Raw genomic sequence first — 25,658 nt, 5'->3', positions numbered from 1 at the left:
CAACTCCTTATCTGTAATTGGTGGACTCAGATAAAGTCCGCCATTTTGCTGTTTCTTGCTCAACGTAGGTGTTCTTCTGGGCTATTGCTTGCAGCGTATCCGAACCCAGAGGTAAGCGTAGGGGCGGTTTGTCTGTGTTGACAATCTCAAGAATGGCTTGGGCGAGTTTGATGGGATCTCCTGGTTGCTGATAGTTACGTTCAACTGCCATGTCGCGGGTTTTACCCACCGTTTCAGCATAATCAGGGATTTGTACTTTAGTCTGACGCAGTGAACTGCCATCAAGAAAATTGGTACGGAAAAATCCTGGCTCAACCACCGTCGCGTGAATGCCCAAGGGCGCTAACTCGTAATGTAGGGCTTCGGTAATCCCTTCAACGGCAAACTTGGTCGAGCCATAAATCCCCCATCCTGGGTAGGAGCGATAGCCACCGATAGACGATAAATTAATGATGTGTCCAGAGCGGTGTTGACGCATAGTGGGTAGCACAGCACGGGTGACATTTAGTAGCCCGAAGACATTGGTGTGATAAACGCTCTCAACCTCTTCGGTGCTGCACTCTTCGATTGCTCCGAGCAAGCCGAATCCAGCATTGTTGACCAATACATCGATTTGTCCAAACTTTTCTAGACTTGTGGCGATCGCTGCTTTTACCTGAGCCTCATCGGTGACATCCATGCTCAGTATTAATACGTCTTTGTTGGTGTCAAACTGTTGCAAATCAGCTTGATTGCGGGCGGTGGCAATTAATCTGTCACCTGCTGCCAAAACTGCTTTCGCAATCTCAGCACCAAAGCCCCGTGAAGCACCAGTAATCAGCCATGTTTTCTGAGTCATGATTTATCTGCTGAAAATTATTAGGGTTAGTAGCAAAGCTTTGATCTGCAATATCTCGTATTCAGCAAACTTGAATTTTGTAACTGATTTGCTGTTGGTGTTTGCATGAATTTAATTGCTTTACAGTACGTTAAATCTGCGCCATCCCACCATCTACAAACAGTTCAATCCCGTTGACAAAACTGCTGTCATCAGACGCTAGAAAAACGACTGCTTTTGCAATATCATCGGTCGTCCCGACTCGTCCCAATGGGATAGCATCGACTGGAAATTGCTCGTCACTTAATCCCAGGCGATAGTAACTCGGAGTCGGAACTACGCCGGGGCTAATAGCATTGACTCGAACCTGATGTTCTTTCAGGTCAAGTATCCAAGAACGAGCAAACGATCGCACAGCGGCTTTAGTCGCGCTGTAAACACTGAGGGCTGGGATGCCTGTAATTGAAGCAACAGAGGCGTTCAGGATAATGGAAGCTCCCTCCGATAACAGAGGCAGTGCTTTCTGCACGGTAAACAGCAACCCTTTAACGTTGATATTGAACGTTGTATCAAAGTGTTCTTCTGTGATGGAGCCGAGGGGAACGAATTCACCAACACCAGCATTGGCGAAAACAACATCAAGGTGTCCTTGTTCTTGCTTGATCGTGGCAAACACCCGATCTAGATCCGCCAGGTTGGAGACATCACTCTGAACACCCATGACATTTTTGCCGATCGCATTTACGGCAGTGTCTAGTTCAGCTTGGCGACGACCTGTAATGAAGACATACGCACCTTCAGCGACAAAGTGCTTGGCAGTCGTAAGCCCGATACCGCTATTGCCGCCTGTGACAAGAGCCACTTTTCCTTCGAGCTTTTTCATGATCGATCCTGTGATTATTGAGAAGTAAAAAAACCGCAACAAGGCTTGAAAATATAAGGACTTGCTCCCTTGAAGGGCTTGCCCTTGCTCGCATGGATTAATGTGAATTCATTGGTTTTGTCTTTGCTAAATCAAGTGCAATAGGGCGATCGTCGCAAACTTACTATTCCTGTGAATGCTGCTCATCATTTACTGACGGACAGAGGCGCTCCGACGATCCAAGTGTCGTGCTGAGATGCAAGATCCGTCCAACCTTCGGGCGGGGTTTGACCGATTTGGGGGAAGAATTCGTCAATATCGCCGGGTACGAAGATGAAGAGCAACCGAGCCACTTCTGATCCGATGTTCACCCATCCATGCACACTGTTACGAGGTACAACAACGGATGTTCCTGGCCCAGCCTCGAACTCTTCGCCTGCACAGTGGAAGCGAAATCTGCCTTCGAGGACTTCAAATATCTCCTCTCGATCTTTGTGATAGTGAAGTGGCGGGCCTGATAACGGTGGGACACGGGCTTCGATGATTGTGAAAGCCCCGCCGACATCTTTGCTGTGTACGCGGATAGCCATTTGCTCACCAGGAGTTGTATCGAACCAATTGAGGTCTTCGCCCCGGCTGACAATTGCAACTTTGCTTTTACTCAATTCGGTGTTCATCGTTTTATCTCTTATAATTGGGGGATTGAGGATCAAAGCACGTCATTATTTGCAGCGATAATTGCTACCGTCTACTCGGTTTACGATCCTGAGTTGAAGGTGGGACAAATAATTAACAGTGTTTCTGAGCAGAAGTATGTTTACCGCAAGTGAGACCTGGGTTAGACTACACCTACATTCCTCTGTGTGCCATCTATCCCACATTCCGCACCCTGGGGTGTCACATAGTATTATCACTTAATTCTCTCTTGATTTTTGGATATAAATTATGCCTTATCGACATCATGTATCCGTTAATTCATTGAGATGTGGTATACAATACATCCTCATATCATCACAAAAAAGAGTAAAAACCGATTGTGACAGTTGAGGGTGCGGAAGATAGGATCTATAGCAATTTCCAGGTTTATGGAGTACGGTTGCAAGGGTTTGTCAACCATTTTGGTAAGTGTTTGGGATTAAGGTGTACTCTATTTGCGTGGAATCTGCTGTATATTCAGCAAACTTGAATCTGGCAACCCGATTGCGATGTGTGTTTGCATAAATTTAATATAGGAAATTGACTCTGGGTTGTCGTCCACTTACAGTTGGTACTTTTATTGAGTCGAATGGACGATCGCTTAACCCATCTCACAATGGAAGACTAACTCAAACTAAAGTTGGAATCAAAAGTTAACCGAAAGCACAGCCTACAAACTAACAATTCCGCGTTTGGCAGCAATAATCACGGCTTGAGTGCGATCGCTCACGCCTAATTTACTAAGAATGCGATTAATGTGAGATTTAACTGTGCTTTCTCCAATAGTTAGAGCAGTGGCAATTTCTAAATTACTCATTCCTTGCCCCATTAAACGGAGTACCTCTAACTCTCGATGGCTCAATTCTGGGTTACTCATGCGCTGCACTAGCTTTGCCCCCACTTCGGGCGGAATGTACTGCTGACCACGATTAACTATACGAATGGCATTGAGAAGTTCGTTGGGTTTTGCATCCTTGAGCAAATATCCTTTCGCACCTGCCTGCAAGCCGCGATAGATATCTTCATCGCCATCATAAGTCGTTAACACAATAATTTGGGCAGGTTTAAATTGGACACAAATCGTAGAAATGGCTTCCACCCCGCCCATCTGAGGCATTCGTAAATCCATCAAAGTCACATCGGGTTGATGTTCGCCAAAGTAAGCGATCGCCTGTTCTCCATCTTCTGCTTGAGCAATTACCGTCATTTCGGGATCTCGGTTAATGATAGTTGCCAATCCTTGTCTGACAATGGAGTGATCGTCAACAATTAAAACGCGAATTGTAGTGGATTGGTCGAGCATGGTTCTTATCCTCTATTAATAATGACAATAATCTCTGTTCCTTGCCCTACTTGGCTTTCAATTCTCAATTGCGCTCCAATTCGCTCTGCCCGTTCGCTCATTCCCAATAATCCAAATCCGCCAACCGAGGGAATGCTACCGACACCAAAGCCCTGTCCATTGTCTTTGATGCACAATGTAGTTTGTGTCTCTCCATAGACTAACTCAAGGCGAATTTCGTCAGCATTTGCATATTTAATCGCATTTGTCAATGATTCCTGCCCAATTCGCAGTAAATTATTCTCCACTTCGGCGGGTAAAGGATAGGCTGTACCCTGAATTTCGTAAATCAAAGCAGTATTATCGGTAGCAGATCTCATTTGCGTTACAAGACGATTGAGGGCGCTAGATAAATCCCCTTCCTCTAACAACTGAGGACGGAGTGCTGTGACTGAGCGACGGGCCTCATTCAGCCCGATTCGCGCCAATTCATCGATCATGTCCAGATGTGCCTGTGTTGCTTCTAAATCATCCTCTAGCACTTGCATGGCTGCACCAACTTGAACCAAAATGCCTGTAAATGCTTGAGCTAATGTATCGTGAATTTCCCGCCCCATACGGTTGCGTTCTTCTAAAATTGAGGCTTCTTCGGCACGTTTGCGTTCACGCAGTGCAGCGTTTCGCTGTTCACTGATGTCTGTGTTTAAAGCATAAAATCCAATGACTTGAGCATTTGCATCGAAATCAGGAATTAAGGTTACACTCAAGTACTTTTTGCCTGCTGGCAGAGGCATTTCTGCTTCAAACGTGGTTGTTTCTCCCCTTAGCGCCTGGTTAATGTAAGGTTCTATCATTTGATACGACGTAGGATCTACCAGTTCACGAATCGACTTGCCTAAAATTTCATCTCGGCTACAGTTGCGCCAAATCTCATAGGTGTGGTTGACAAAGCGGTGGCGTTGCTCGGCATCAATGTAACCAATACCAACCGGCAGAGCGTCTGTAATGAGTCGCAATTCCTGTTCATGAGCGCGCAGTTCTGCTTCACTTTGCTGTAACGCCGCTGTTCGTTCCGCAACCTCCTGTTCCAAAGTGCGGTTGTAATTTGCTAAGAAGTGTTCTGCTTGTTTCCGCTCTGTGATGTCTTGAAAGGCGGCGATCGCATAAATCACATTACCCTGTTCGTCAAAGACAGGAGTTCCCCATGCCTCAATGGGAATTGTGGTGGTGTTGTGGTAAAGTTCTATATCATCAACTCTAGTATGTTCGCCCTTTAACGCTCGCAGAAGTGGCATTCTCTCAGTTGGATATTTTTGATTGGTTCCAGCTAGATAAGCTTGATAAACCTCTGTCAGTTCATCGAGTGTCAGAGAAGGATCGATATCTTTAGCTAATAGCTGAGTTGCTTGTTGGTTGAAGTAATAAGGGTGACCCAATTTATCTACAACTGCAACACCTACTGGAATGGCTTCCAGAAATTGAGCCATTTGGCTTTCGCTCTTTTGCAGTTTTGCATAAATCCTGGCATTTTCGATGGCAATGGCTGCTTGAGTTGATAACAGATGCAAAAGTTGCGATCGCTCTGATGTAAAGGCTCCAGTTGCTAATTGATTTTCTAAATACAATACACCGACAAGTTTACTTTGATTAAGTAGTGGTAAACAGATAATCGAGTGAGTTTGATTATTCTGAATATACGGTTCATTTGTAAAATTACCTTCACGAGTTGCATCATTTAAAATAATAGATTCATGAGTCCGAATCACATACTGGATAATTGATTCTGGTAGGTAATTTTTAGTGGGGAGTGATTGCAACACTCGCGTAGTACAAACACTTTCACCATTAGCTAGTTCACAAGAAGCTTCAATCAGCCATTCTCCTGATTTTTCCAAAATCAAAAACCCTGTTTGTGCCCCAGCATTTTCAATTAATATCTCCATCAAGGAATTAAGCAACTGATCCAGTTCAATTTCACTGGAAATTGCTTGCGATGCTTTCATCACCGTCGCCAAATCGAGATCGACATCTGAGTTATTAGAAGTGGTTCCTGAAGTAGTGCGAATTGGTGTACTATTTTTAGCTGACGGCTGAGAAAATAGCTGTGGATACCGAGTTTCTAAATCTCTTACCTTGGCAGTTGCTCCCCAACGTTCATAGCAGTAGTGAGCCTCTTTCATGTAGGTTTGAGCAATCTTTGTTCTACCCCGTTCTAAATAAAACTTAGCGGCTAACTCATAAGCTAATGCCTCTTCCTGAATAAATTCGTTTTCAGAAGCACCAGATATGGCTTGTTCATAAAACTCCTCCGCTTCCAAAATTTGTCCTAAAACTCGCGCTTTCTCTGCCTCGACCAAATAAAATTTGTGTAAATAATTCATGGGGGCATAATCCGCCCATTTTTGCATCTTTTGTTGGTTGATATTAACGCGACTTATCCAAGTTTCTTTTTGCAATTCCGTAGCATTAGTCAACGCATTTAAATGCGCTAGAGAATCATATAAATGGAATAGAGATGCAGCTATCAATGCTGTTACTCCATCTAAATACTGTTCTGCCTTAATAGCATTCTGTACAGCTTGATCATACTCACCAAATAGATAACATAATATAAGTTTATTCAAATACAAATAGTGAATTTCCGGTCTATCATTTGCTGTAATAGCAGATGGTAGCGATGGCGTTCCGCCCACCAAAAGTAATCGATCTTCATTGTATGCACAACCAATTAAACGACATGGATTTTCAGATCGACCTAGCAAGTTAAGAACGGTTTGCCAGAATATTGCAGTCCAGTTGAAGGGATTTTCCCGTCTGATTTGACTGATAGCCTGACTGTAGGTTGCGATTTTTTGTTCTAGTTCTGTAAGTTCCTGACCTATAAAATAGGAGTGACAACATACGTTATATGCAGCATAACCAGCAAATTCAAATTCTCCAGTTTCCACTCCGTTTTGATAAGCATCAATCAGAATTGGTAGTGTTTCCTTGATATGTTCTTTCCAGTGGATTACATGAGTCCCTAATACTTCCAATGCCTTAGTATTCTCTTTCTTGGCATTTAATTTTTCCGTTAAACTTAAACTCAATTTTCCGAATTGATAGCCAAGTTCAATGTCTTGAACTACTCCACACAAAATTAGTCCGTAGGCAGCATAACTAAGTGGCGAATAAGTAGCATTACCATAATTGATTGATAGGTTCACCATTTTGCATACAATCAATACCATCAAATTAGGTGACACCATAAAAGCAGCAGCAACAACACTCGATAAGATATGTATTGCTGCCAGTGCTTCTGGTGCTGTCATCTTCGGAAAATTAATAAACTCTTTGATTTCTCGGTCAGCTAATAATGAAGCAGTTTCTTCTAATCCTCTTTGAACATCCAACTGACTAGGAGTTTCTACGATGTTTACTTCCAATAGCTTCAATACTTCCAATCCTATTTTCAGTGCTTCTTGAGGATTGCCCTGTGACAAACAAGCTTGAATTCTGCTATCGTAAATTTTCACTTTGTCAATCACTGTTTTAGCAAAGGCTAGTACCACTTTTACTAATGACTCCATCTCGCTGAAGTGACCAGTGAGGTATGCCACTGTTGCTGCTTCTGAGTACAAATCAAGAGTTAGGTGATACTCATTCTCCCAACTCTCTGCACTCAGAAATTTCAGCCCCACATTGAAATACTTGAAAGCCGCTTCATAAGCTGTTGCTGCCTTTGCTTTTTGACCCGCGATTAAATTTAATCTAGCAATTTCATTTCGTTCGGGTTGATCGGTGACAAGTTCAATCCCATGATTGAGATGATCAACAATTGCAAACAGCCTGTCTGTTATCCGCTCTAGAGAATTATTTTTCAGCAGATTACGACCAATTTGTAAATGAATAACTTGTTTGTACGCCTTATCAATTAAGGTATAGGCAGCTTGCTGTACGCGGTCGTGCAAAAACTTAAATTCTTGAACTAACAAGTTTTCGTCTAACTCAGATAAAGGTTGAATTAATCCAGCTTGGATCACTGCTAGTAAATCTAGAGAAACTGCTTGAGGAGATTGCTTACAAACAATTGATAACGTATTTAAATTAAATTCAGCCCCGACACAAGCGGCTAACTGGAGAATTTGCTGTGTAACCTCTGGTAGTTTCTTTAACTTGCGAAGCATCAACTCCACAACATTATCTGTGATATTTTGAGCTTGAATTTGGGCGATGTTCCATTGCCACCCCCCTGCACTTCCCACGCCACTTCTCTCAACGGGGGGAACCCCTGCACGAGAGTGACTCCCCTTAGTAAGGGGGGCTTGAGGGGGATCAAAGGTTAATAGATTTTCGCTATACAGCATTCTCAAAAATTCATTGACAAAGAAAGGATTGCCCTCGGTTTTACGCAGCACTAACTCAGCTAAGGAACGAACAGTGTCAGTATTATGATGCAGCGTCTCGGCAATCAACTGACTCAACGGCTCCAAGGTTAAAGGTGTCAGGATAATTTCCTGAAGCACTGCTCCTTGTTTTCGCAGTCTCTCCAAGGTTAATACTAGTGGATGGGTGGGATTTACTTCATTATCTCGATAGGCTCCAATTAAAAATAAGGATTGGGTTTGCTCATCCAGCAGCATCAACTCAATTAACTTTAGCGTTGCAGAGTCTATCCACTGCAAATCATCTAGAAAAATTACCAGGGGATGTGACTCTGAACAAAACACCCGTATAAACTGCCCAAAGACTCGATTAAAGCGATTTTGAGCTTCCGTGACTCCAACTTCCGGTACGGGGGGCTGCTTGCCAATAATCAGTTCAACTTCCGGGATGACATCAATGATGATTTGTCCATTACTTCCCAAAGCCGTTAAGAGTTGCGATCTCCACTGTTGCAACTGCTGATCCGGCTCACCCAGCAGTTGTTGTACCAATTTTTGTAGAGCATCGGCGATCGCGCTGTAGGGAATATTGCGCTGAAATTGATCAAATTTCCCCCAGATAAAATAGCCACGCTTTTGGGTGATTGGTTTATAAATTTCCTGCACTAATGCTGATTTCCCAATTCCAGCATAGCCAGAAACCAGCATCATTTCGACTTTGAATGTTGGTTTGCTAGTTTGTGCCTGTTCTGAAGTCTTTTCTGCATGATTTTGTGAAGAAGCTACGCGATTATCCTTCCCTGCGGGAGGCTGCGCCAACGGACAAGCTACGCGAACAAAAGCCGCCAATAACATGGCAACTTCCTTGTCTCTTCCATACAGTTTTTGGGGAATTTGAAACTGATCCCAAACGTCTTGCAGACCCAATTGAATGCTATCAATTTGACCGCTTTTTTTAAATTGGTCAGCACAAATTTCTAAATCTGCTTTGATTCCCCAAGCACTTTGATAGCGTTCTTCTGCATTCTTCGCCATCAGTTTCAAAACAATATCTGAAACTGGTTTAGGAATCGTTGCATTCAGTTCATGAGGTGGAGGGGGCTGTTTAGCAATATGACAGTGGACTAACTCAAGGATGTCCGTTGTGGGAAAAGGCAGGTGTCCGGTTAGAAGTTCATAGAGCGTTACACCTAGCGAGTAGAAATCGGTGCGATAATCGAGCAAACGGTTCATTCGTCCAGTTTGCTCTGGCGACAGGTAGGCCAGCGTTCCTTCTAAAACATGAGGGCTTTTGAAAGTTGGATTCGTGCGGTTAAATTGGGTGGCAATCCCGAAGTCAATAATTTTGACAACCCCAGTATCCGGATTGAGAACAATGTTTCCAGGATTGATATCCTTATGAATGATATTGGCTGCATGGATTCTGCCCAGAATATCGGTAAGGTCGATGGACAGACTCAAAAAAGCAGATAAAGGCATGGGGCAAAAATCTGGACGCTTATGCATCCATTGCTCTAAAGACTCTCCGCCAAAGTCTTCTAGGAAAATGACGAGTGTTCGTTGATAGTCCTGCTGACTATATGCCTTGATAACTCCTTCCAGGTTAAAGGAACGGGTAATTTCATATTCTTGTCTGTAGCGAGTCAGTTCTTGAGGAGAAGGATAATCTTGCTTGAGCATTTTGACGATGATCCGTCGATTATCTTGCACTCTGATCCCCCGATACACCAGAGATGCCGAACTCTCATAGATTTGGCTTTGAATGGCAACTCCAGGTAGGGTAATCATTGCGTTCTCTTTCGATGATTATCATGAACCACATCGCTAATTATACAGTTTGTGATTTGTTTTCATGATAATGACCAAAATTGCTCCAGAGCGAGAAGCATTGGCTATCCTCATTAGTACTCAATCACCAACTACTTTTGACCACACCCAATCTTTCCTATGAAACGGTGCGAACAATCTCTAATTAGGGCTTGCTGAATAAATCTGAAAAATTTACAGGTAAAGGGTTTTAGCTATTTTGAATTTCAAAAAGTGCCAGCTTTTATAAGGTGGCAACTGAAAAACCTTGCATTTAATTCCTACTTCAAGAAAAAATCGTTCCTATCCAATTCTTGAAACTGTTCCCTGTTCCCTAGTCCCCACAGATAACTTTTTCAGCAAACCCTAATTAGGAGAGCGATTTTTTTCGGGGTAGATGGGTATTAACAGAGTTTTGAATTAGAAATTTTATTGTGATCAAATCAGTCACTATCATAAACTATTCTACTTTTGTACAATTGTACAAAAGTAGAATAGTTCAAAGAGACAAGAATATAATAGTCTAATTATAGTAAAGTATTTTCATACATAGATACAATTATATTATGTCAAACACGCCAACAGTTGTTACCTTGGGTCTAGCAGGAGGACAGGGGAAATCGACAGTAGCACTGATGCTAGGGAGATATTTAGGGAAATTAGGAATTCCCGTCTTGTTCGTTGATGCAGATCCCCAATCGAGCCTGACTAGCTTTCTGGGGGTAAAAGTAGAACCATCAACCCCAACACTACTGGAAGTTCTGACTCAGCCAGAAGATAAAACGAGAATTATTGATGCCATTGCCTCAGTGCCAGACGGACAAATAAGAGAACGCACCATTAGCAATGCCAACTTGTTTTTGATTCCTTCCGATGATGGACTTGAGAGTGCTAATTACAAACTGGCATCTAGCGGACTGAGCTTATTTATCCTCAGAAATCGCCTGCAACCAATCATCAATAACTTTGGCGTAGCAATTGTAGACCCACCGCCTGAGAGATCACACTTAGCACAAACATCCTTGGGGGCTGGGGATAAATGGGTAATTCCCGCAGAATCTAACGTCAAGGGAGTGCAATCGCTCTTGCGGACCTTAGAACTAATCAAAGAATTTAAACCAGCACTCCCCTATGGCGAACTGCTAGGCGTAGTCCCATTTCGCGCTCGCTGGACTGGACTGCATCCGACAAAAGCCACCCAATCCAGCATTGATACCATGCGGCAGTTAGTCAAAGATGAATTAATGTTGCCCCATATATTAGAGTCAGATGTCTACAAAAATGCTATCAATTATCGAGTTAGCCCTTCCGACTTAGGACAAGCATCACTTGAGTACGCGATTCAGATTTTAGCACAACGTTTAAAACCAGCCTTGCTAGAAAAATATGCCAAATTAATCCCCATAGAAACAGCTTAATCATACTTACGAAAAAGCAGAACGTCATCAAGGCTTTAGCCGCTAAATTTCCCTACCACTTACCAAGCATTTTATGAGTAATTTAAACGAGAACATTAATAATATAAATATGTTAGAAGAAATCCGCCGGAGAGCTACACAGCCAACAGTACCAACAAGGCAAGATGTACTATTACAGACCCAGCCAATTACTCCCGTTACTCAAATAGAAGAGAACTCTACCGTTAATAATGAAGGGTCAGAACTAAAACAACTAGAAGAGAAACTAGCCAGCTACCCCGAAATTTCCCCACGTATCCCAGTCAGATTAGAAGTGCCAATAAAAGAAGAACTAGACAAACTTTGCGCTCAAGAGAAAATAACTATTGAAACCTTATTAGAAGCTTTTTATATCACCTGCAAAGACAAAGATACAGTGATGAAACAAGTCCTTAAAGAAGCAAAAAAAAGACTGAAAAATCGCAAAGAAGCAGGTAATATTCGCTCCAGCATTACTCGTTTAACTAACTTGACTAAAAAACAAAAATAGCAGGAGTCTTGTGCCGGATAAATTCATAGGTTGAGCAAAATCAGCTTGGCTGTGGAGTTACAGCAGTTTGTGATCAAACCCGCCACAAGAAGAGCTATCTAAATAGACTCAAAAAATAAGCCACAATGATTAAACCAGTTGAGAGCATTTTCATCAGTAATAGCATTAATAGCTAGGGTAATAGCTTCATCAAGAGCATCGAATGTGCGAGCTTTAGCAGAACGCAGAATTCCTTTTAATTTTGACCAACATAACTCAATTGGAGATAAATCAGGCGAGTAGGGAGGTAAAAATTTAATAGAGAGGGTAAATGAGCAATCGAACAGAAAGTTACGCTAAGGCTGTAACTCTTACTGGATAAGCATTCTGTCAATCAATATTTTTGGTAATTCTCAACGTACCAATTAATCCAAAGTTTATTTGATACAGCATTTGACAACGTAGTCATAAGGATTTGGGGTAAAGACGAGATACGCGCAAAATTTAGCACGACGTAAAGTTTTGTAAAGTAGTCATGTATTTATGTCTTTCAAACATTGCCTAGTTGGGTTCATTTTAGGCAATATTTGAGATTGAATCTAATGAAATGATAGGGTTTGAAGCTTTTTTCCTTGACCCACCCACTTCCCTTTTCGGTCAAGTTAATTTGAAGGGCTGTGACTTTGGCGATAGCTTCGCTCACCGCAGGTATCGCTTCAATTACCACTAACTGTAACGTTATTTTTACAAAAGAGGGGATAAATGAAAAAATAACTAATGAATAGCCGAAATTCAGGGGTATTTGTTAAGGTTCTTTATATTTCTTAATATCGTGATAAATTTTGCGCGTATCTTGTCTTTACCCCGATTTCAGGCTACAAAAACTAGAGGCGTTCAAATGGTACAGTTTTATCCATGCTTGTCAGGATGTTACTAACGGGTCATCAAGTCCTTATCGTAACTTTCTGCATGGCTGCTCATTTAGCCCCCTAAACTATAGGCACGCTGGCGCGAACGCCAGTCGGTACAACGCGGGGAACCCTCGCAACGCGCTGGCTCACAATCAATAAAACTGTGGTAGGAAAGGTAATATTTCTATGAGGCAATTGTCACTGTTTGATATGTCAGGGTTTGAGAAGTGCTGAATTTTTTGGAGGAGCTATTATGTTCCTGGACGAGAGCGAATATGATCGGGTATATGATGGCGGTCGCCTAATATTTCCAACAAAGGACCATTAACGTCAAATTTAACCATACTTACTGATGCAACCAAAATATTTACCCGATAACGGTAGCGTCCCAAATCAATTCCCAGCAGACTGCCCTGAATACATAAAAGAATTATTAGAAACGGTTGATAAAGAACCATCAGAGCTAGGTTATGTGTTTGGTAGATGGACAGCAGAAAGATTAGCTACCTATTTAAAAGAAAAAACGGGAATTGAGTTAAGTAGTTCTCAAGTAAGGAGGATATTAAAACGAAAAAAGTATAGTTATATCTGGGCAAGATATAGCTTAGATAATAAACAAGATCCAAAGAAAAGAGCAGAATTTAAAGAGAGGCTTTCTAGCTATTTATCAATAGCTAGAGAGAATCTAGAGCTAATGCAGGTATGGTTTTGGGACGAAAGCGGCTTTAGTTTACGAGTAATTCGTCGGAAGAATTGGGGTAAGCGAGGTAAACGCAAAAAGATTACAGGACAACGACGGCGTGGACGAGTAAATGTCATGGGAGGAATTCGTGAAGGAGATCGGAAACGGGTATGTTTTTTTGTAGAAAAAGGTGAGGGAAATATTTTCTATGAACAGTTAAAGCAGCTAAATAAAGTTATCCAGGAAGAGTGGATAAGTCAAGGGAATTGTGGTGATGATTTTCAGAAATATGGACCAAAAATTATTATTTTAGCAGAAATGTTGAATGTCGCAACAAAACTTTACATAACAAAATATAATTGTCCTATCAAGGGGTTAATTGTTAACATTTCATAATATCCTCCATCCAATGCACATAACTGATTTGTTGACACATACAGGCTTGCAAATAGCGAAATTTATCTAATATTTTTTCACCCCATTGTTTGGGAACAGATACAAGTTGTAAAATCAGATAAGCAATCAGACTTGCATAGATTTGGATGGTAATACCATTAACATTTTTGGTAATTAATCTATCGAGTTTTAGATGCATCTTTAAGAATTTCCATAACAGTTCAACTCCCCACCGTAAGCGATAAATAGTTCTAATTTCATCATCGCTAACTGCTGCATCTCCATTCGCAGGTAAATTAGTGACTAAGCGAAATTCAGTTTTCGTTTCTAAATCACAAAAATTAATCACTCTATAAGATTGAGCATCTGTCGATGAACCAATTTTCACTAGTTCGGTTTCTGACTCAAACTCTAGCTTCCAATTATTCTTAATCCGCAAGACAAAATATTTGTTATCTTGTACTAATTCTTGAATAAAATTTAAACCAGCAAATCCTCTATCCATTACCCCGACAGCATCTACTGGTAAATTAGACATCATCTTTGAGCCAAATTTATAATCATGATTATGACCAAAGTTGATGAAATTATTTTCTGGACTTCCCGTAGCCAGATTGAGGGAACTAAACAGTTTAACTTGATGATGACCTAGCACCCATAGCAACTTACTTGTCAATGTAATAATTGTTGAATCAATTGGACATATTGCATATTTATCATGTAACTTTTTGTGGATTTTATTCTGGACTAATTGATTTAATTGATGATAAATTTTCTGGAATACTTCTTGACTTCTATGAGTGTTGGCTTTAGAAAATGTGGAAATATCTACATCAAATCCTGTATTATTTAATCGTTTAAATAAATCCCGCATACTCGTTAAGCTATTATCCAGAGCATAAGCCAACCAACACTCAACAAAAAGACGGCTGTTCAAAACAGGATAATCATTTTTGGGTAGCCCTCCCAGGATATTTTTGACAATCTTGGGAAATGAGTTTATCATCATGGTTAATCAAAATATTTTAATCCTTCGCCCAAAATTTAACATATTTTGGGCTATTTTTATCAGGTTTTTCTTAACATTCAACACTTCTGTTATTTTAGATAATGCTAGTTTTCATAAACGGAAAGATTTTATCAGTAAAATCTCCGAAGAACTTCCTAACTTTATTCTGGAATTTTTACCTGCATATAGTCCTGATTACAACATTATTAAATTAGTCTGGTATTCATGTAAAGAATACATTGCTCACCGTCTATTCCAATCTGTAGATGAGTTAAAATCTTTATTAGATAGGTTGTTGAATCAAGGTGAGTTAATTATTAAGTGGCATCGGCAGATAAAAAATAAAGGCAATAATCACTATGTTGCAACTTAAATGCCGATTAGCTTATTATGCAACGCCAAATTGCATTCTACTCTCAATACCTTAACCAAATTACGAGGGTTCAACGGCTGTAGAAGCATTGTGAATACGACCAAGAGAGGCAAACTTGGCAAAAATCTGGGCTAATAAAATAGACCTCTTGCAGAATTCATTTTATGTTAGAGTAGAGGGTTGGTTTAATTTTAGCCAAAAGTTAGAATTAAACGCCTATCTTTAAATTTTCGATTGCAACAACGCCCAAACACACATAAAACCTAAAACCTCTAATTGTACCACAGAAACAATTGTGCAAGAGGTCTAATAGGCTCTGGTTGTTCGGGAAGCATTTTTAACATTTCACGAACATATCGAAAACCACGGTACCCGGATTTCTCACTTGTGAGAAAAAATCATCGACATAAGCAAAATTTAGGACAGTTGAATTGATACATCCTTGTGCTAGAGTTGAAACTAGGGTAGACAAACGTATAAACCGAAGATAAGAAAATATATATAAGACAATAAATATAACATATACAGAGATAAAAAAGCTTAAAAAGAGAAATAGGTATAGTAAAACCAGGGTTGAATCAAGTAAATTCACCCGAATAGCAAGCTAATAACTAGAATTTCAATTAAGTGAGAATCAACCAGGACAGGAGGAACGAAATAAATAATTGTAGACCAAAGCAAAAATTTCTTTGTAGGGGCAAGTGCTACTAATTGAAATTAAAACTTTTCGGCTAATAATTTCTGATTATGTAGGACAAGACGCTTTTTTGTTAGAAGCTTTTGCCCGTGCTTACAGCATTGAAATCAATATAGATAAAAAGTCATGACTTTGCAACAGTCTCTTCTCAGTTTTTCTCACTTTGATGTTCTGCAAGAACAAGATCATACTTGGTTAATGTCGATTGCCCAGATCCAATCCTATCCAGTCGGCACATCTTTAATTCAAGCAGGTCAACAAAATCATTCCCTTTATCTCGTTTTGAAAGGTAGTCCCGTCATCCAGTTACCTGACTTCGATGGCAAAGGAGAAGACCTAATTCCGCTGGCAGTAGGAGCATTCATTGGTGAGACAGCACTTCTAGACGATCATCCACCATCGTTCACAGTGAAAGCTAATGAACCAGTTGAAGTCTTAAAAATTTCCAAACAAGCCCTTGCTAATCAATTGAAGAGCGATCGCTCTTTTGCGGCTCGGTTTTATCAACTTTTAGCAATCAAGCTTTCTGAGCGGTTAAGGCAATTGTCTACCCTAATGGCAAAACGACAAATCAAAGAAGGCGAACCTCTGCGTAAAGTGCTGATGGTGTTTGCTACATTGAATGACAGTGATGTAGCTTGGTTATTAGCCAACGGTGCGGCAGAAAAAGCACCACTGGGTACAGCCCTGATTCAGCAAGGCAAGGCAGTACCAGCTATTTATTTACTACTGGATGGCATTTTGGGTATTTATATCTCCACCAGCGACGGTGGTACAACACAAGAAATTGAAGTCGCCAAGCGAGTCAAAGGGGATATTTTGGGGGAAATGTCCTTCGTGGATGGTGGTTCGGCTTCTGCGACGGTGAGAGCGTTAGAAAATGCCTGGTTTTTGGCTATTCCTCAACCGATGCTCGCAGAAAAAATGAAAACCGATCAGGGGTTTTCTAGTCGCTTCTATCAGGCGATTGCCCAAATTATGACCACACGCTGCCAGAATTTACTGGTACAGAGTAGAGCTAATCTCACTTCTGAGTCAGTTGATATGCTTTCAGCAGACATTGAAGTAGAAGATGAACTGGATCTCGATATTTTGGAAGGAACGGCGATCGCAGGGAAACGCTTCGATTGGATGATTCAACAACTGCACCGCTAGATTTTTGAGGAAATTTTCGATGGTTCATAATCGAGACAAGAAAGAAGGTTTATTCCGCCAGGAATCCCTGGAACGGTTGTCATCCCCAGAGCGACTCGATCAACTGATGAAGGTAGTTAATCCAGTAGATTGGTTAACTCTATCAACCTTCGCAGGATTGGTAGTTGTCGGTTTGGTTTGGAGTATTGCTGGACGTATCCCCATCACAGTGGAAGGACGGGGGGTTTTGATCCAACCACGTCAATTAGTTGAATTTCAATCGAATATCTCTGGACAGTTGAAATCCTTGAATGTGCAGGGTGGACAGTGTGTTCAAAAAAATCAATTATTGGCAACAATTGACCCGATTGATCTACGGCAGCAGTTGCAGTTGGCTCAGGGGAAACTAACCCAAGTTCAGACTCAGGCTCAAGATTCACTTGCACTCTCTAGCCAGCGATTGACAATAGAACGTAGTGCGAACATTGCTACTCGCTCCAGCTTTGAACAACGCCTCAAAGATACCCGTGCCTTGACTCCCGTATTGCGAGCCAAAGGACTGGATGCCACTCAAGAGGAGCGTCGCAGCCTGGAACAACGCCTGAAAAATGCGCGATCGCTTGTTCCCGTGATGCAGTCGCGGCTGGAAGAACGAAAAACTTTGCAATCACAAGGGGGAATCAGCCGTGATTCAATTTTGCAAGTTGAGCAAGAATATATCCAGGCACAGGAAGAAGTTGCCAATATTGAGGTCCAACTCAAGGCGTTAGAGGTTAAAAGTACAGAGACTGAACGTCAGTATTTAGAAAATCTTCGCAGTGTAAGTGATCTACAGGCGCAACTGCAAGAATTGGATGCCAAAAGCAAGCGGCTTGACCAGGAGAATTTAGATACTGTTACCCAACGCGATCGTGAAATTCAGGAAGTCAGTCGTGAAATTACCCGGCTAGAACAGCAAATTGTCAGCAATAGCAAGATTGTCAGCACTCACGCAGGCTGCATTATTGAAATGAATGCCACATTGGGGCAAGTTGTACAACCAGGTACGAAACTCGGCTATCTGCAAATCGCAGGACAGAATAGAACCATCACGGGGATTGGCTACCTTGCCGTCAAAGATGGCAAGCGGATTAAACCCGGCATGAAGATCGCTATTACCCCGGATACAGTGCAGCGAGAGCGGTTTGGAGGCATTCTCGGTCAAGTGACACAGGTTTCATCGCTGCCCATCACGAAAGAAGGAATATTATCAGCTATTGGCAATGCTGAGTTAGCGCAAACTTTCTTGGGAACAAATGGAGCAGTGATCGAGATAGAAGCAGCATTAGAATCTGATCCCAACACAGCCAGCGGTTACAAATGGTCTTCTTCCAAAGGAACACCAGAAAAAATTACCCCTGGAACAACAGCAAGGATGAGAATCACCGTTGAAGAACGATCGCCTATTACCTTTGTGCTGCCATTTCTCCAAGAACTCAGTGGCTTAAAATAGGCTTTATATTTCCTTTCATCATAAACAGGACTTACGCAAAACCTAGTTCAAATACTGTCATTGCGGCCTAATGAAGCAATTTCAAACTCCGAGTTCCCTGTTCCCTAAACTCACAGACAACTTTTTCCGCAAACCCTAATTAACCCTTTCATCTCTCCCTATCGCTTATGCAACTGTTGGAAAAAACCAAAACATCACTCTCTGAATCTGCCAAAAAAATACAGCCCAAACCTGGCAATACTCGCATTAAAACGCCAACACTATTGCAAATGGAAGCAGTCGAGTGTGGTGCGGCTGCGTTAGGAATTATGCTGTCCTATTATGGTCGAATTGTGCCATTATCAGAACTGCGTACCAGTTGTGGGGTATCCCGCGATGGCAGTAAAGCGTCTAACTTACTGAAAGCAGCCCGTAACTTTGGCTTACAGTCCAAGGGATTTAAGAAAGAAGTTAATCAACTGCGGGAAATGAAACCGCCCTATATTGTCTTCTGGAACTTCAATCACTTTCTTGTCGTTGAGGGATTTGGGGGCGATCGCGTTTTCTTAAACGACCCAGCAACAGGTCCACGCAGTGTCACCGCTCAAGAGTTTAGCGAGGCTTATACAGGTATTGTCCTAGTCATGGAACCCGGTGTTGAGTTCAAGAAAGGCGGACGCAAACCCAGCACCATTCAAGCCCTGTCCAAACGACTCAAAGGCTCAACCAAGGAAATCCTCTTTTGTATCCTGACCAACTTTGTCCTAGTGCTACCGGGAATGGCGACAGCAGTCTTTGCCCAAGTCTTCATTGATAATGTACTGATTCAAAACCAGGTAGCCTGGATTCGTCCCTTATTGGGAGGAATGTTTATAGTCATTTTGGTACAAACTGGATTGATCTCCTTACAATTCAAAAAATTGCGCTACCTTCAGTTGCGCTTATCAATTCAAATGACAGGGCAGTTTTTATGGCATACCCTGCGTTTACCTGTAGGTTTCTATGCCCAACGGTTTGCTGGAGAAATTAGTAGCCGCATGGGGCTGAATAATCAGGTGGCAGATTTACTATCCGGACAACTAGCACGTAGCGCCGTTGATGTAGTCATGGCGACCTTTTACATCATCTTGATGGTAATGTATGATCCCGTCCTGACCCTAATATCTATTATCTCTGTTGTCACCAATATTTTGATGTTGCGCTGGGTTTCTCGCCAACGTACAGATAACTATATGCGGCTCAATCAGGATGGAGGAAAAATAGCCGGTATTGAAATTAGTGGTCTACAAAGTATTGAAACTATTAAATCAGCAGGTTTAGAATCGGATTTCTTTGCTAAATGGGCTGGATATTACGCCAAATCCATTACTGCCCAACAGGATATGCTCAAAGGAGATTTACTCCTGGGCGCATTACCCACATTACTCTCCACTTTGTCATCTATGCTGTTGTTAGTCATCGGTGGTTGGCGAGTCATAGATGGGCATTTGACTATAGGGATGCTGATCGCATTGCAAGGATTAACCAACCGCTTCCAAAGGCCTATTGGAACCCTCATGGGTTTGGGTAACCAAATTCAACAACTCGGTGGTAGCCTTAACCGTCTGGATGATGTGCTGCTAAACCCTATTGATCCTGTACTCAAGGCAGAAACGGCTACTGGGTTACAACTAGCAACCCCGCTAGAAATCTGCCGTTTGCAAGGCTATGTGGAACTCCGTAATGTCACCTTTGGTTATAGTCCTGTAGATGAACCGTTGATCAAAAACTTTAGCTGTTCTCTTAAACCAGGACAGCGAATTGCTTTTGTTGGCAGTAGCGGTTCAGGTAAATCTACTGTCTCCAAGTTAATTACAGGGCTATATACACCCTGGGAAGGGGAGATTTTATTTGATGGTATTCCCCAACAACAGATTCCCCGTGCGGTGATCACCAATTCCCTCTCTATGGTAGAGCAGGACATTTTCCTATTTGGCGGTACTGTACGAGATAATTTGACTCTGTGGGATGACACTATTCCTGATACTCAATTATTACAAGCGTGCCAGGATGCGGCCATTTTGGATGCGGTTATGGCTATAACTGGAGGGCTGAATGGCAAGTTATTGGAGGGTGCAGCAAACTTGAGTGGGGGACAACGACAACGGATGGAAATTGCCCGCGCTCTGGTGAATAATCCTTCAATTTTGGTGATGGATGAGGCCACAAGTGCGCTAGATAGTGAAACTGAAAAGGTGATCGATCGCAATATTCGTCGTCGGGGTTGTACTTGTATTGTTGTTGCACATCGTCTCAGTACAATTCGGGATTGTGATGAAATTGTAGTTATGGAAAAAGGACAGGTGGTACAACGGGGTACTCATGAAGAAATGAAGAATGTAGCAGGAGTTTATTCTCGGTTAATTCAGTCTGCTTGATCAAAGGCGATCCAATACTGCTCCGTTAAGACTTTTTGTAGGTTGGGTTGAACGATAGTAAAACCCAACAAATGCTTGTAAATGTTGGGTTATGGCTTCACCACACTTCCTGAACGTTCCGATTGCTCCGCAACGCTAACGCGAACAATCCAACCTACGTAATTTCATTTTTTGAGCTTAACCGACAAGTATTGAAAAGCGATCGCATTTTTTCAGAGGGCTAGTAACTGATCTAAGTGGACTCGTCGCCCCCTCAACACCGCACCTTTAGGTCGGTGATTGTCAAATAGTGGTTACTAGCCCTAGTCGCCAGGAATGTAATAAATTAGACCTTTCAAACACCCTCTAAGGGAATATCGCACTAGGATCTAAAGGTATTGGTGTCAATCCAGGAACCCCACTAGCCGGATTGCTCTTAGTGCCGGGTGCCCCCTCGTAGCTGTCATAGCTTGAGTCTATGGGTCTAATTTTCATCGGAGGAACGTCTCCAGTAACTGTCCCTATAGAATCAGTACCACCAGCTTGTGCCTCCAATTCTTCTAGTGACAATTCATCTTCTTCAAGATTTTCTGCTGGATTTACTTCGTTTTCAGACATAATGATTTTTGGTTGTATAATTTGCTTGGTATACGCTCAATAAATGGGTGCGGACTGCCTGTTCGGGAACGATTTTACCCCATTCAAGGCTTGTCATGGAAAGATTTACCCCGGATTATTGAGCGTTTAGGGGAACTCAAAGGTGAACTCTATTGTATTATTAGGATCGGGAGTAACTTCATGCCCTTTAGTGCCTTTTGCCCCCACGTAGCTGGTATAGGATGAGTCTATTTTCAGAATCAAACCTTCATAATCTTCGCCAGTACCACCAGCTTGTGCCTCCAACTCCTCTAGTGACAATTCATCCTCTTCAAGATTTTCTGCTGGATTTACTTCGTTTTGAGACATAATGATTTTTGGTTGTATAATTTGCTTGTATTATTATAAGGAAACTTTCTCGAAAAGAATATGCGTAACAATACCAAAATATTGCGTTATTTTGACTACGTAGATAGTAATATATATTGCAACTACAAAAAGACAAATATTTTGTGGTACGAATTCAGAATAGTTGGAAACTAGAATTTAGATCAAATAACTATACCGGAATCTATAGAGCTTGCTGATAGCGGAGCGTGGCGTTAGCCATATAAATCTAAAACCGTTTATTAATAAGGGTTTCGATAATTTTTGTCACAAAAAGGTGCAAGGTTTTGGCTGATTGTGTCTCAAGAGGATTAACAGCCCCGACTGGTCGCCAGGGCTGTAATAAATTAAACTTTTCAAACACCCTCTAAGGGAAATTAACTTGTACGTCTAGTGGTTTGCTATGGAACTTATGAGACTCATTCCCCAGAGTGCCAAGTGCCCCCTGGTAGCTGGTATAGGATGAGTCTACTCCGGTATTCAACCCTGCGTCTCCCATCACAATACTATTCTCGAATACGTCCGAACTACCACCAGCTTGTGCCTCCAACTCTTCTAGTGACAATTCATCCTCTTCAAGATTTTCTGCTGGATTTACTTTGTTTTCAGACATAATGATTTTTGATTGTATAATTTGCTTGTATTATTATAAGAAAACTTTCTTGAAAAGGATAAGCGTAACAATACTGGAATATTGCGTTATTTTGACTACATAGATAGTAACATATATTGCAACTACAAAAAGACAAATATTTTGTAGTACGAATTAAAAATAGTTGGAAACTAGAATTTAGAGCAAACAACTATACCCGAATCCATAGGGCTTGCTGATAACGGAGCTTGGCGTTAGTCAGATAAATCTAAAACCTTTTATTAATAAAGGTTTTGCGGATTTACAGAACAAAAAATTCCCAGGTTTTGGCTGATTGTGTCTCAAAACGGTTGCATTTTTCCTTGTCGGATATGGGAAATTGAGCATATCCAGATAGTCAAAACTGTTTCCTGTTCCCTTCTTTTGTAATGAAATTTAACTTTTCTGCTTCCAAACTAAACCTAAATTTATGAAAAAAAGACTTGACCATAATTTTCCAGAACAAATTGTTAAAGGAAATATTCCTATATTGCTCAATCAACCCGATCAAGTTTCAATTGTGCAGTCGGGTGCAATGGCTGTATTTGCTGTTATAGCTATTAATGAAATTATACAAGGAGAACGCCGATTTCTGTTTGATGTTAATCCGGGCGATGCCTTATTTGGAATGGCTTCTGAGTCAAAAGAACCTACCTATCAACTAATTGCAGTCCCTTATGAAGAAACCCATCTCATTGCAATTGAGTTAGAAACTGATGATCAACAGGATCATACCTTAGAAGAATTGTTGCAGCAATGGAGCGATCGCTTAGTTGGAGTATTTGGTGGGACAGAGATTATTTTATCGAATATTAATACTATTCAAGTCCCTGGTTCAGCTTTAGTGAGCTATCGTCTAAACCAATTTCACATCAATTTTCAGTATTGTCTGCACCAACTGAACGAACAAGAAACCCAAAAACAAACACAACGATTTCAAAATCAGTTGCGGTTTAATAGCCAAGTTGCCGAACGAGCTATTGGGGATTTAACCGCAATTTTCAATCCCAAACAAGCCGAATTTATACAAGAAGGCGGCGCTTTATTAACTGCTGTGGGTGCGGTGGGTAAAGCTAGGGGTATTACCGTGCGGCCAGCAGCTAGATCCGAAGATATTGAACGAGTTAAAGATCCTCTAGATGCGATCGCTCGTGCTTCCCGATTTCGTACCAGGCGGGTTATCCTCGCCGGAAGTTGGTGGACCGCCGATTGTGGAGCATTATTAGCATATATGACCGACGGCTCACGACCAGTAGCTTTATTGCCTAAAGGATCTGATCAATACGAAATTTTTGACCCCGAATTCCAGCAACGAATTCCCGTCACAGCCAAAACCGCTCAACAAATCTCTCCAATTGCCTATATGTTTTATCGTCCTTTTCCTGAAAAGGCGATGACATCCCTAGACATCCTTAAATTCGCTACAAAGGGCAGAACCAGGGACATTATCAGCATTTTAGCCATTGGTATTGTCTCATCTTTTGTCGGTATGATTACTCCCTTAACAACGGGAATCTTGATTGAGAATGCCATTCCTGATGCAAATCGAAATCTGTTGTTTGAAATCGGGCTGTGTTTGCTGGGAGTTAGCTTTGGTACTACGATATTTGGCATTGGACAAAGCGTTGCCTCATCACGATTACAAACCTTTGCTGATATTGAAACACAATCGGCAGTTTGGGACCGACTCTTAAAACTCAAGGTATCGTTTTTTCGCAAGTACACAATTGGAGATTTGCAAGGTCGGGTTTCTGCTGTTTCGCAGATTCGGGGGTTGCTGAGTGGCACGATTCTACAAACCATTTTTAGCAGTTTCTTTTCATTCCTCAACTTGGGCTTGATGCTCGTTTATAGTCTGCCTCTCACAGGAGTAGCTGTAGGGATTGTCCTGATCAACATTATTGCCACAAATATCTTTGGTATCTACACCCGGCGCAAGATGCAGCCTTTACAAGAAATACAAGGAGATTTGAATGGACTAGTTATACAACTGATGAGTGGGGTTTCTAAACTGAGAATCGCTGGGGCTGAACAAAGGGCTTTTGCTTTCTGGTCTGGCAAGTTTAGACAACAATTACAACTTTCTCTCAGTACGGAGGCGCTGGAAGATGGGATGGGAGTATTCACGTCTGTCCTCTCCGTTGCTAGTCCGGCCGTATTGTTTTCGGTAGCCGCCATACTGATTGTTCCACCTGAGTCTGGTTCATTAATCATGCCTAATGCTGCACTCTCAACAGGAATGTTTTTAGCTTTTAATAGTGCCTTTGGGACATTCGTTGGTGGTGCAAATAGTCTTGGTAATGTCATAGTCCAGTTAGTGGAAATAAGCATTTTGTGGGAACGCGCTCGACCTATTATTGAAGAACTCCCAGAGGTTGATGAAGATAAAACCGATCCAGGACGATTAATGGGGGGAATTAAGCTAGATCGGGTGAGTTTCCGTTACGAAGAAGATAGCCCACTCACTTTAGATAACATCTCCATTGAAGCAAAAGCCGGCGAGTTTATTGCGTTGGTTGGACCTTCTGGTAGTGGTAAATCAACTACTGTCCGGTTGTTGCTTGGCTTTGAGCAACCTGAAGACGGCACAATTTATTATGATGGACAGGATGTATCTGGTTTGGATATTACAGCAATCCGGCGACAGTTGGGCGTAGTGCTGCAAAATGGTCGGATCAATAGTGCTTCTATTTTTGAAAATATTTCTGGTGGCGCACTGGTAACAATGGATGAAACCTGGGAAGCGGCGCGAATGGCTGGCTTTGCCGAGGATATTGAAAATATGCCGATGGGTATGCACACAGTGATTTCGGAAGGGGGAACGAACCTTTCAGGTGGTCAAAGACAGCGTTTACTGATTGCTCGGTCCCTGGTGCTAAAACCTAAAATCTTGATTTTTGATGAAGCAACCAGTGCTTTAGATAATCGAACACAGGCGATCGTTAGTGAGAGTCTTGAACACTTGGAAGTTACCCGGATTGTCATTGCCCATCGTCTTAGCACAATTCGTAATGCTGACCGAATTTACGTTATTGCATCTGGGCAAGTTGTACAAGAAGGAAATTTTGATCATTTAATGCAGCAAGAAGGACTTTTTGCAGATTTAATGAATCGTCAAATGGTGTAGTGTGAAGACTTGCCCACTGTACACATTAATCACCGTGTGCCTTTACCGAAATAGCTTCTTTCAGGCTTTTATTAAAAATTTTGTTGATGTCTTG

Annotated in this window: 17 protein-coding genes and 3 pseudogenes; 9 read left to right on the top strand and 11 right to left on the bottom strand. The window is 41.7% G+C overall.

Annotated features, from left to right (window positions below):
- Positions 1–7 precede the first annotated feature (7 nt).
- The 5 genes from ANA7108_RS0125640 to ANA7108_RS0125620 all read right to left on the bottom strand — a co-directional run bounded on the left by ANA7108_RS0125640 (position 8) and on the right by ANA7108_RS0125620 (position 9,809).
- Positions 8–838, bottom strand: a complete 831-nt coding sequence (locus tag ANA7108_RS0125640; protein WP_016953698.1) for an oxidoreductase — start codon at positions 836–838, stop codon at positions 8–10.
- Positions 839–968: 130 nt separating this feature from the next.
- Complete coding sequence (locus tag ANA7108_RS0125635; protein WP_016953697.1) at positions 969–1,700, bottom strand: glucose 1-dehydrogenase; 732 nt, start codon at positions 1,698–1,700, stop codon at positions 969–971.
- A 185-nt stretch (positions 1,701–1,885) separates the two neighbouring features.
- Positions 1,886–2,356 carry a cupin domain-containing protein gene (locus tag ANA7108_RS27960; protein ID WP_016953696.1) on the bottom strand — a complete coding sequence of 157 codons (471 nt, stop codon included), beginning with the start codon at positions 2,354–2,356 and terminating at the stop codon, positions 1,886–1,888.
- 689 nt (positions 2,357–3,045) lie between these two features.
- Positions 3,046–3,678, bottom strand: coding sequence for a response regulator transcription factor (locus ANA7108_RS0125625; RefSeq protein WP_016953695.1), 633 nt, complete (start codon positions 3,676–3,678; stop codon positions 3,046–3,048).
- Between the two features lie 5 nt (positions 3,679–3,683).
- A complete protein-coding gene (locus ANA7108_RS0125620; protein WP_016953694.1) occupies positions 3,684–9,809 on the bottom strand; it encodes an AAA family ATPase in 6,126 nt (2,041 codons plus the stop codon).
- Positions 9,810–10,393: 584 nt separating this feature from the next.
- Here ANA7108_RS0125620 and ANA7108_RS0125615 point away from each other — a divergent pair.
- Positions 10,394–11,245 carry a ParA family protein gene (locus ANA7108_RS0125615; protein WP_026104455.1) on the top strand — a complete coding sequence of 284 codons (852 nt, stop codon included), beginning with the start codon at positions 10,394–10,396 and terminating at the stop codon, positions 11,243–11,245.
- A 73-nt stretch (positions 11,246–11,318) separates the two neighbouring features.
- A complete protein-coding gene (locus ANA7108_RS0125610) occupies positions 11,319–11,774 on the top strand; it encodes a hypothetical protein (protein ID WP_042490682.1) in 456 nt (151 codons plus the stop codon).
- 98 nt (positions 11,775–11,872) lie between these two features.
- Here ANA7108_RS0125610 and ANA7108_RS31465 read toward each other — a convergent pair whose 3' ends face one another.
- A complete protein-coding gene (locus ANA7108_RS31465) occupies positions 11,873–12,073 on the bottom strand; it encodes a transposase (protein WP_369750748.1) in 201 nt (66 codons plus the stop codon).
- Positions 12,074–12,915: 842 nt separating this feature from the next.
- Positions 12,916–13,095: pseudogene (locus tag ANA7108_RS29365) on the bottom strand (histidine phosphatase family protein); the annotation flags it as partial.
- On the opposite strand from ANA7108_RS29365, the pseudogene ANA7108_RS27955 reads away from it, so the two are divergent.
- Positions 13,077–13,664, top strand: a pseudogene (locus ANA7108_RS27955) (IS630 family transposase); the annotation flags it as partial. The pseudogenes ANA7108_RS29365 and ANA7108_RS27955 sit on opposite strands and share 19 nt — an antisense overlap.
- A gap of 64 nt (positions 13,665–13,728) precedes the next feature.
- Here the strand turns inward: ANA7108_RS27955 and ANA7108_RS0125600 are convergent.
- Positions 13,729–14,751 (bottom strand): IS4 family transposase, encoded by a 1,023-nt coding sequence (locus tag ANA7108_RS0125600; RefSeq protein ID WP_016953690.1) that lies wholly within the window; start codon positions 14,749–14,751, stop codon positions 13,729–13,731.
- Between the two features lie 88 nt (positions 14,752–14,839).
- Here ANA7108_RS0125600 and ANA7108_RS27950 point away from each other — a divergent pair.
- From ANA7108_RS27950 to ANA7108_RS0125575, 5 genes and pseudogenes are all read left to right on the top strand, one after another.
- Positions 14,840–15,124 (top strand): annotated as a pseudogene (locus ANA7108_RS27950) (transposase); the annotation flags it as partial.
- 701 nt (positions 15,125–15,825) lie between these two features.
- Positions 15,826–15,951, top strand: coding sequence for a hypothetical protein (locus ANA7108_RS31250; protein WP_016953688.1), 126 nt, complete (start codon positions 15,826–15,828; stop codon positions 15,949–15,951).
- On the top strand, positions 15,948–16,976 hold the full coding sequence (locus tag ANA7108_RS0125585) for a cyclic nucleotide-binding domain-containing protein (RefSeq protein WP_016953687.1): 1,029 nt from the start codon (positions 15,948–15,950) through the stop codon (positions 16,974–16,976). Before ANA7108_RS31250 ends, ANA7108_RS0125585 begins: the two co-directional genes overlap by 4 nt.
- A gap of 19 nt (positions 16,977–16,995) precedes the next feature.
- Positions 16,996–18,447 (top strand): NHLP bacteriocin system secretion protein, encoded by a 1,452-nt coding sequence (locus ANA7108_RS0125580; protein ID WP_016953686.1) that lies wholly within the window; start codon positions 16,996–16,998, stop codon positions 18,445–18,447.
- Between the two features lie 167 nt (positions 18,448–18,614).
- Positions 18,615–20,843, top strand: coding sequence for an NHLP family bacteriocin export ABC transporter peptidase/permease/ATPase subunit (locus ANA7108_RS0125575; protein WP_016953685.1), 2,229 nt, complete (start codon positions 18,615–18,617; stop codon positions 20,841–20,843).
- Between the two features lie 345 nt (positions 20,844–21,188).
- Here ANA7108_RS0125575 and ANA7108_RS0125570 read toward each other — a convergent pair whose 3' ends face one another.
- From ANA7108_RS0125570 to ANA7108_RS0125560, 3 genes are all read right to left on the bottom strand, one after another.
- Positions 21,189–21,440, bottom strand: a complete 252-nt coding sequence (locus ANA7108_RS0125570) for a hypothetical protein (protein ID WP_016953684.1) — start codon at positions 21,438–21,440, stop codon at positions 21,189–21,191.
- Between the two features lie 126 nt (positions 21,441–21,566).
- A complete protein-coding gene (locus ANA7108_RS0125565; RefSeq protein ID WP_016953683.1) occupies positions 21,567–21,788 on the bottom strand; it encodes a hypothetical protein in 222 nt (73 codons plus the stop codon).
- Between the two features lie 385 nt (positions 21,789–22,173).
- The gene (locus ANA7108_RS0125560; protein WP_016953682.1) at positions 22,174–22,419 is read right to left on the bottom strand and encodes a hypothetical protein; all 246 of its coding nucleotides are present in this window, start codon (positions 22,417–22,419) and stop codon (positions 22,174–22,176) included.
- Between the two features lie 448 nt (positions 22,420–22,867).
- On the opposite strand from ANA7108_RS0125560, the gene ANA7108_RS0125555 reads away from it, so the two are divergent.
- Positions 22,868–25,564 (top strand): NHLP bacteriocin export ABC transporter permease/ATPase subunit, encoded by a 2,697-nt coding sequence (locus ANA7108_RS0125555; protein ID WP_016953681.1) that lies wholly within the window; start codon positions 22,868–22,870, stop codon positions 25,562–25,564.
- Positions 25,565–25,658: the final 94 nt, after the last annotated feature.

The sequence above is a fragment of the Anabaena sp. PCC 7108 genome, assembly GCF_000332135.1.
Taxonomy (GTDB): Bacteria; Cyanobacteriota; Cyanobacteriia; order Cyanobacteriales; family Nostocaceae; genus Anabaena.
Note: the sequence above shows the minus strand (reverse complement) of the source record. Positions and strands in the feature narration are given on the sequence as shown.